The sequence below is a fragment of the Klebsiella sp. 28 genome, from assembly GCF_018223905.1.
In the GTDB taxonomy this organism is placed as follows: domain Bacteria; phylum Pseudomonadota; class Gammaproteobacteria; order Enterobacterales; family Enterobacteriaceae; genus Klebsiella; species Klebsiella pneumoniae.
Map to the genome: position 1 here is coordinate 1 of NZ_JAGRQY010000210.1, position 7,965 is coordinate 7,965.

A 7,965-nucleotide genomic window follows, 5' to 3' on the forward strand; every position below is an offset into this window, starting at 1 on the left:
GCCGCCGCCGAGAAAGCCGCAGCCGCTGAAAAAGCGGCGGCAGCGAAAGCGGCTGCAGCAGAGAAGGCTGCAGCTGATAAAGCGGCCAAAGCGGCAGCAGCAAAAGCCGCGGCGGCGAAGAAAGCGGCGGCTGCGAAAGAAGCGGACGGCGTTGACAACCTGCTCGGCGATCTGAGTTCTGGTAAGAATGCGCCTAAAACAGGCGGTGGGGCCAAAGGAAACAATGCCTCCGCTGCCGGGAGTGGTAATACTAAAAACAGTGCCTCAGGGGCTGATATCAACAACTATGCCGGACAGATAAAATCGGCGATTGAAAGTAAGTTTTATGACGCATCGTCCTATGCGGGCAAAACATGTACCTTGCGTATCAAACTTGCTCCTGACGGCCTGTTGTTAAATATACAGTCCGAAGGTGGTGATCCTGCTCTGTGCCAGGCCGCTCTTGCCGCAGCCCGACAGGCTAAGTTTCCGAAACCACCTAGCCAGGCAGTATATGAAGTCTTCAAAAATGCGCCACTGGACTTCAAACCTCAGTGACATTTTTCCCCGTGCAAACGGGGAAAAACAATCTATGGTAGTCACAGGGTTTTGGTAGTTTTGTATATTTGAGTTTGTTAACATTCTGCTAAATTATCGTGGGCTTTCCGCCCGGATAAGGGAGATATGATGAAGCAGGCATTACGAGTAGCATTTGGTTTTTTAATGCTGTGGGCGGCGGTGCTGCACGCAGAAGTACGTATCGAGATCACCCAGGGGGTGGACTCGGCGCGCCCTATCGGCGTGGTACCGTTCCAGTGGGCCGGCCAGGGCGCTGCGCCGGAAGATGTCGGTGGTATCGTGGCAGCTGACCTGCGCAACAGCGGTAAATTCAATCCGCTGGATCGCTCTCGTCTGCCGCAGCAGCCGACCAGTGCCCAGGAAGTGCAGCCTGCTGCCTGGTCTGCGCTGGGTATTGACGCCGTAGTCGTCGGCCAGGTTACGCAAAATCCGGATGGTTCTTATCAGGTTGCGTATCAACTGGTGGACACCGGCGGAGCGCCGGGCACAACGCTGGCGCAAGGTTCTTTTAAAGTCACTAAGCAGTACCTGCGCTATGCGGCGCACGCGGCCAGCGACGCGGTATTTGAGAAGCTGACCGGCATCAAGGGCGCCTTCCGTACCCGTATCGCCTACGTGGTGCAGAAAAACGGCGGCCAGTACCCTTACGAACTGCGCGTGTCCGACTACGATGGTTACAACCAGTTCCTGGTTCACCGTTCCTCCCAGCCGCTGATGTCCCCGGCCTGGTCTCCGGACGGTTCTAAACTGGCCTACGTTACCTTTGAAAGCGGTCGTTCTGCGCTGGTGGTTCAGACCCTGGCGAACGCCTCTGTGCGTCAGATCGCCTCCTTCCCGCAGCACAACGGCGCCCCGGCGTTCTCACCGGATGGTTCTAAACTGGCGTTCGCGCTGTCGAAAACCGGTAGCCTGAACCTGTACGTAATGGATCTGGGATCGGGTCAGATTCGTCAGGTGACCAACGGTCGCAGCAACAACACCGAACCAAGCTGGTTCCCGGACAGCCAGAATCTGGCCTTCACTTCTGACCAGGCAGGTCGTCCGCAGGTATATAAAGTCAACATTAATGGCGGCACGCCGCAGCGTATCACCTGGGAAGGTTCTCAGAACCAGGACGCCGACGTGAGCGCGGATGGTAAAACCATGGTAATGGTCAGCTCGGCCGGCGGTCAGCAGCACATTGCCAAACAAGATCTGGAAACGGGTGGTGTACAGGTTCTGTCATCAACGTTTTTAGACGAAACGCCAAGTCTGGCACCTAACGGCACTATGGTAATCTACAGCTCTTCTCAGGGGATGGGATCCGTGCTGAATCTGGTTTCTACAGATGGGCGTTTCAAAGCGCGTCTTCCGGCAACTGATGGACAGGTAAAATCGCCTGCCTGGTCGCCGTATCTGTGATAATAAATAATTGATTATTAAAGGAATCAAAGAAATGCAACTGAACAAAGTGCTGAAAGGGCTGATGATCGCTCTGCCGGTTATGGCAATCGCGGCATGTTCTTCTAACAAGAACGCCAGCAACGACCAGAGCGGTGAAGGCATGCTGGGTGCCGGCACTGGTATGGACGCTAACGGTAACGGCGGCAACATGTCTTCTGAAGAGCAAGCTCGTCTGCAGATGCAGCAGCTGCAGCAGAACAACATCGTTTACTTCGATCTCGACAAGTACGATATCCGTTCTGACTTCGCTGCTATGCTGGACGCGCACGCTAACTTCCTGCGCAGCAACCCGTCCTACAAAGTGACTGTAGAAGGTCACGCGGATGAGCGCGGTACGCCGGAATACAACATCGCTCTGGGTGAGCGTCGTGCTAACGCCGTTAAGATGTATCTGCAAGGCAAAGGTGTTTCTGCCGATCAGATCTCCATCGTTTCTTACGGTAAAGAAAAACCAGCAGTACTGGGTCATGACGAAGCGGCATATGCCAAAAACCGTCGCGCCGTACTGGTTTACTAAGAGAATTGCATGAGCAGTAACTTCAGACATCATTTATTGAGTCTGTCGTTACTGGTTGGCATAGCGGCCCCCTGGGCCGCTTTTGCTCAGGCGCCAATCAGTAGTGTCGGCTCAGGCTCGGTCGAAGACCGCGTCACTCAACTCGAGCGTATTTCCAATGCTCACAGCCAGCTTTTAACCCAACTCCAGCAACAACTCTCTGATAACCAGACTGACATTGATTCTCTCCGCGGGCAGATCCAGGAGAACCAGTACCAGTTGAATCAGATCGTTGAGCGCCAGAAACAGATTCTGCTGCAGATAGATAGTCTGAGCAGCGGTGGCGGCGCGGCATCAGGTGCGCAGGCTCCGTCGTCTTCTGGCGATCAGAGCGCGGCTGCCACCAGCGCAGCGCCAGCGGCCACCTCAGGCGCCCCGGCGATGACCGGCGATGCGAACACCGATTATAATGCCGCTATTGCCCTGGTGAAGGATGCCTCACGCCAGGATGACGCGATGGTGGCGTTTCAAAACTTCGTCAAAAAGTACCCGGATTCAACCTACCAGCCAAACGCTAACTACTGGCTCGGGCAGTTGAACTACAATAAGGGGAGAAAAGACGACGCGGCGTTTTACTTCGCTTCGGTGGTGAAGAACTACCCGAAATCGCCAAAAGCGCCTGACGCGATGTTTAAAGTCGGCGTGATCATGCAGGACAAAGGTGATACCGCGAAAGCGAAAGCGGTTTACCAGCAGGTGATCAATAAATTCCCCGGCACCGACGGTGCGAAACAAGCGCAAAAACGACTTAATGCTCTTGGTTGATTACGGCATGACCAGAAATCGCGTCATTTCTGGTCTTGTCGCCTGAATCGCCAGCAGTTAAGTGATCTTTATCGAAATTTTAGTTGCGCTGAATTCTGAAATCAGTAATATATGCCGCCGTTGCCAAGGGATATCAAACAAGCCCAAAGCAATGCCAGAGTGGGTCGTTAGCTCAGTTGGTAGAGCAGTTGACTTTTAATCAATTGGTCGCAGGTTCGAATCCTGCACGACCCACCAATCGTTCTGGTGGAACGCGATAGTAAAACGTGAAGGATAACGTTGCGTCAGCAACGGCCCGTAGGGCGAGGCGAAGCCGAGTCATCCTGCACGACCCACCGCTTAGTAGTATCCAGCGTAGTATCGGGTGATTAGCTCAGCTGGGAGAGCACCTCCCTTACAAGGAGGGGGTCGGCGGTTCGATCCCGTCATCACCCACCACCGGGTCGTTAGCTCAGTTGGTAGAGCAGTTGACTTTTAATCAATTGGTCGCAGGTTCGAATCCTGCACGACCCACCATCTTTAACATCGAACGTCGGTGTTAAACGTGAAGGATAACGTTGCTTCAGCTACGGCCCGAAGGGCGAGCGAAGCGAGTCATCCTGCACTCCAGTCATTTTTATGATGGGGTAGGTGGACGCAGTATCGGTAGTATCCAGCGCAGTTTCGGGTGATTAGCTCAGCTGGGAGAGCACCTCCCTTACAAGGAGGGGGTCGGCGGTTCGATCCCGTCATCACCCACCACTCGGGTCGTTAGCTCAGTTGGTAGAGCAGTTGACTTTTAATCAATTGGTCGCAGGTTCGAATCCTGCACGACCCACCAATTTCAGCATTTAACTCAGATGCTGAACGTGAAGGATAACGTTGCGACAGCAACGGCCCGAAGGGCGAGGCGAAGTCGAGTCATCCTGCACGACCCACCATCCTGAAATGATGGCAGCAGTAAAATCCCGTAAGGGGTCGTTAGCTCAGTTGGTAGAGCAGTTGACTTTTAATCAATTGGTCGCAGGTTCGAATCCTGCACGACCCACCAATGTAAAAAGGCGCCCTAAAGGCGCCTTTTTGCTATGCGCAGAACTCAACGATTCGACAAAATTGTCGGGAACAATTTTGAACAACGCGGCAGCGTTGGCCCGCAGGGCGAGTCTCAGGATGAGACGAGTTTCTCTGCAGCAGGTTCGGGTCGAACGTAGTGAGACAACGGAGCCGCTTGCGGCGACGGCCCGCAGGGCGAGGCGAAGCCGAGTCATCCTGCACGACCCACCAATGTAAAAAGGCGCCCTAAAGGCGCCTTTTTGCTATCTGCATTTCCCTGCCACTCATCAATGTTAATACTTTCTTAATTCATCATTTTCCCACGGTCACGCTGCGCTTATCGTGCCTGCACAGGATACGAACCGGTCGTTCGGGCAGATGCGCAGCACCGTCCCCGGCAAAAGGGTCTGATGTACAAAATTCATCACGACTTTTAGCTCGTAATCGGCTATCTTGTTTAGCATATAAAACACCATGACCGTGTTAAGCCGCCGAAAGGCCATACTGACGGTTGTAGAGTTAAGCCAGTAAAACGAGATTGCATGATGAGCGTAATGTTTGATCCTGAAACGGCGATTTATCCTTTCCCTGCTAAACCGCAGCCGCTGACCGTCGACGAAAAGCAGTTTTACCGCGAAAAAATCAAGCGCCTGCTGCGCGAGCGCGATGCCGTGATGGTGGCGCATTACTACACCGATCCTGAAATTCAACAGCTGGCGGAAGAGACGGGCGGCTGTATCGCCGACTCGCTGGAGATGGCGCGCTTTGGCGCCCGCCATTCGGCCTCCACGCTGCTGGTCGCCGGGGTGCGTTTTATGGGGGAAACCGCCAAAATCCTCAGCCCGGAAAAGACCATTTTGATGCCGACCCTGAACGCCGAGTGTTCATTGGATCTGGGCTGTCCGATTGAGGAATTCAACGCCTTTTGCGACGCCCATCCTGACCGCACCGTAGTGGTCTATGCCAATACGTCCGCCGCGGTGAAGGCCCGCGCCGACTGGGTGGTGACCTCCAGCATCGCCGTGGAACTCATTGACCATCTGGATAGTCTTGGTCAAAAGATCCTCTGGGCGCCGGACCGCCACCTTGGGCGCTACGTTCAGCGTCAGACCGGCGCAGACGTACTGTGCTGGCAGGGGGCGTGCATCGTGCACGACGAGTTTAAAACCCAGGCGTTGATGCGGATGAAGGCTCTGCATCCCGAAGCCGCCGTGCTGGTCCATCCCGAGTCGCCGCAGGCGATCGTTGAGATGGCCGATGCCGTAGGCTCCACCAGCCAGCTGATTGCGGCGGCGAAAAGCCTGCCCCAGCGCCAGCTGATCGTGGCCACCGATCGCGGTATTTTCTATAAAATGCAGCAGGCGGTGCCGGAGAAAACGCTGCTGGAAGCGCCCACCGCCGGCGAAGGGGCGACCTGCCGCAGCTGCGCGCATTGTCCGTGGATGGCGATGAATGGCCTGAAAGCCATTGCCGAGGGTCTCGAGCAGGGCGGCGCTGAACATGAAATCCATGTCGACGAAGCGCTGCGAACCGGCGCATTAATTCCCCTTAATCGGATGCTGGATTTTGCGGCTACACTACGGGGATAACCTATTGTCGCGTCGCCAGACGCTGAGGGGAGGAAATGGATTTTTTTAGCACGCAGAATATTTTAGTACATATACCCATCGGCGCTGGGGGGTACGATCTCTCCTGGATAGAGGCCGTGGGGACGATTGCCGGGCTGTTGTGTATCTGGCTGGCGAGCCTGGAGAAGATCAGTAACTATGCTTTCGGGCTGGTCAACGTCACGCTGTTCGCCATCATCTTCTTTCAGATCCAGCTGTACGCCAGCCTGCTGCTGCAGCTGTTCTTTTTTGCCGCTAACGTTTACGGCTGGTATGCATGGTCGCGACAAAGCAGCAACCATGAGGCTGAGCTGCAGATCCGCTGGCTGCCGCGCAGCAAAGCGCTGGGCTGGCTGGCGGCCTGCGTGGTAGCGATCGGCTTGCTGACCCTATTTATCAACCCGTTCTTTGCTTTCCTGACGCGGATCGCGGTCAGCCTGATGCAAGCGCTCGGTTTGCAGGTCACTATGCCGGAACTGCAGCCGGATGCTTTCCCGTTCTGGGACTCCTGTATGACGGTGCTGTCGGTGGTGGCGATGATCTTAATGACCCGCAAGTATGTTGAAAACTGGCTGCTGTGGGTGATCGTCAACGTGATAAGCGTGGTGATTTTTGCCCGTCAGGGCGTCTATGCCATGTCGCTGGAATACCTCTTGCTGACGTTCATTGCGTTGAACGGCAGCCGGATGTGGATAAACAGCGCGCGTGAGCGAGGTTCTCACGCGTTTTCTGGCTAATGGTGGTGGTGATGATCGTGCCCGGCGTGCATCGTGTTGAGATGGCACTCCGGGCCGCTGCAGGGCTGGTACTCCATCTGCACCGTGGCATGCGCAATTTCATATTTATGTTCCAGGAAATGCAGGATGCGGTTGAGTAACGCGTCATGGTCGTGCGGTGGAACGACCTGTACATGGAGCGTCATCACCGGTTTTTCCCCCACCAGCCAGACGTGGACGTGGTGAACATCGCGTACCTCCGGGATAGAGCGACGGATATCCCGCTGCAGGGCCGCCACATCCAGCGAACGCGGCGCGCCTTCCAGCAATTCATTCAGACTCTCTTTCAGTAATCGCCAGGCACTACGTAATACCAGGCAGGAAACCAGCACGGAAAGAATCGGATCGACAGGCGTCCAGCCGGTGGTGAGGATCACCACGGCCGCCACGATCGCGCCGACCGAGCCCAGCAGGTCGCCAAGCACGTGTAGCGCTGCGGCGCGTACGTTAAGATTCCGCTCCTCGCTACCCCGATGTAGGATCCAAAACGCCAGCACGTTGGCCAGCAGACCGGCGACTGCAATGACCATCATCGTCACGCCGGCTACCGGCTGCGGATGCTGGAAGCGCTGAATCGCCTCCCAGACAATCAGCATGGTGATCACCACCAGAGCAATAGCATTGAGAAACGCCGCCAGGGTGGTTAAACGCAACCAGCCAAAGGTATGGCGGGCNNACCGCCAGCAGCGCAAACAGCAGAGCGGCGGAGTCGGTGAGCATATGGCCGGCATCCGCCAGCAGGGCCAGCGAGCCGGAGATCGCGCCGCCGACGGCTTCAATCAGCATAAAGCCGGCGGTGACGATAAACGCCCATAGCAGCCGGCGGGCGTTGCTGTTATCCGGAGCCTGGACAGAGGAGTGCGAATGCGAGTGCGCCATAGTGTCGTCCCTTAATAGTTATCATTATTACGCTATGACATCATAAACAGAGAGCGATAAAAAACGAAGAAAAGGCGAGACCGGCTCGCCTTTTCTTCGATCTGCCCACCTCATGTGTTACTGGGTGGTGCCGTCGGTTTTGCTGTTGTCTTGGGTCGTATTGCCGCCGTTGTCCAGTTTTTTACCGGTGTCCGGACAGCGGCCGTCTTTACACATCGAGTTTTTATGTACCTCATCGCTCGACATATTATCCTGGGTCATCGTCGAGCCCGTGGTGCCCCCAGAGCCAGAGTTGATCTGACTATTGTCCACGTTGTTCGGCGCCACGTTCTCACGGGCATCCGGCGCC

Annotated in this window: 8 protein-coding genes, 6 tRNA genes, 1 other RNA gene and 1 pseudogene; 13 read left to right on the forward strand and 3 right to left on the reverse strand. The window is 55.6% G+C overall.

The features are described 5' to 3' along the window. The 11 genes from tolA to KHQ28_RS26290 form a co-directional block, all read left to right on the forward strand. Positions 1-537: cell envelope integrity protein TolA (gene tolA / locus KHQ28_RS26240; RefSeq protein WP_211777735.1), on the forward strand; the 537-nt coding region annotated here is incomplete at its 5' end. Between the two features lie 129 nt (positions 538-666). Beyond that, positions 667-1,959 carry a Tol-Pal system beta propeller repeat protein TolB gene (gene tolB, locus KHQ28_RS26245; protein WP_002895066.1) on the forward strand — a complete coding sequence of 431 codons (1,293 nt, stop codon included), beginning with the start codon at positions 667-669 and terminating at the stop codon, positions 1,957-1,959. 34 nt (positions 1,960-1,993) lie between these two features. Further along, positions 1,994-2,518, forward strand: coding sequence for a peptidoglycan-associated lipoprotein Pal (pal, locus tag KHQ28_RS26250; RefSeq protein ID WP_002895068.1), 525 nt, complete (start codon positions 1,994-1,996; stop codon positions 2,516-2,518). A 9-nt stretch (positions 2,519-2,527) separates the two neighbouring features. Beyond that, complete coding sequence (cpoB, locus tag KHQ28_RS26255) at positions 2,528-3,322, forward strand: cell division protein CpoB (protein WP_002895071.1); 795 nt, start codon at positions 2,528-2,530, stop codon at positions 3,320-3,322. Between the two features lie 161 nt (positions 3,323-3,483). Then, positions 3,484-3,559: transfer RNA gene (locus tag KHQ28_RS26260), tRNA-Lys, on the forward strand. Positions 3,560-3,684: 125 nt separating this feature from the next. Continuing rightward, a tRNA-Val gene (locus tag KHQ28_RS26265) sits at positions 3,685-3,760 on the forward strand. 2 nt (positions 3,761-3,762) lie between these two features. After that, positions 3,763-3,838: transfer RNA gene (locus KHQ28_RS26270), tRNA-Lys, on the forward strand. A gap of 149 nt (positions 3,839-3,987) precedes the next feature. Continuing rightward, positions 3,988-4,063 (forward strand) — tRNA-Val (locus tag KHQ28_RS26275). A gap of 3 nt (positions 4,064-4,066) precedes the next feature. Further along, a tRNA-Lys gene (locus KHQ28_RS26280) sits at positions 4,067-4,142 on the forward strand. Between the two features lie 134 nt (positions 4,143-4,276). Then, positions 4,277-4,352, forward strand: a tRNA-Lys gene (locus KHQ28_RS26285). 95 nt (positions 4,353-4,447) lie between these two features. Next, positions 4,448-4,585: non-coding RNA, RtT sRNA (locus KHQ28_RS26290), on the forward strand. A gap of 95 nt (positions 4,586-4,680) precedes the next feature. Here KHQ28_RS26290 and KHQ28_RS26295 read toward each other — a convergent pair. Beyond that, complete coding sequence (locus tag KHQ28_RS26295) at positions 4,681-4,830, reverse strand: hypothetical protein (protein ID WP_032419500.1); 150 nt, start codon at positions 4,828-4,830, stop codon at positions 4,681-4,683. 69 nt (positions 4,831-4,899) lie between these two features. Between KHQ28_RS26295 and nadA the strand changes: the two genes are divergently transcribed. Together nadA and pnuC are read left to right on the forward strand one after the other, a co-directional pair. Then, the gene (gene nadA / locus KHQ28_RS26300; RefSeq protein ID WP_002895074.1) at positions 4,900-5,943 is read left to right on the forward strand and encodes a quinolinate synthase NadA; all 1,044 of its coding nucleotides are present in this window, start codon (positions 4,900-4,902) and stop codon (positions 5,941-5,943) included. Between the two features lie 35 nt (positions 5,944-5,978). Further along, a complete protein-coding gene (gene pnuC / locus KHQ28_RS26305) occupies positions 5,979-6,698 on the forward strand; it encodes a nicotinamide riboside transporter PnuC (protein WP_004151689.1) in 720 nt (239 codons plus the stop codon). Here pnuC and zitB read toward each other — a convergent pair. Next, positions 6,695-7,616: pseudogene (gene zitB, locus KHQ28_RS26310) on the reverse strand (CDF family zinc transporter ZitB). The gene pnuC and the pseudogene zitB sit on opposite strands and share 4 nt — an antisense overlap. 117 nt (positions 7,617-7,733) lie before the next feature. Next, a partial coding sequence (locus KHQ28_RS26315; protein ID WP_228298295.1) for a YbgS-like family protein occupies positions 7,734-7,965 on the reverse strand: 232 nt, incomplete at its 5' end.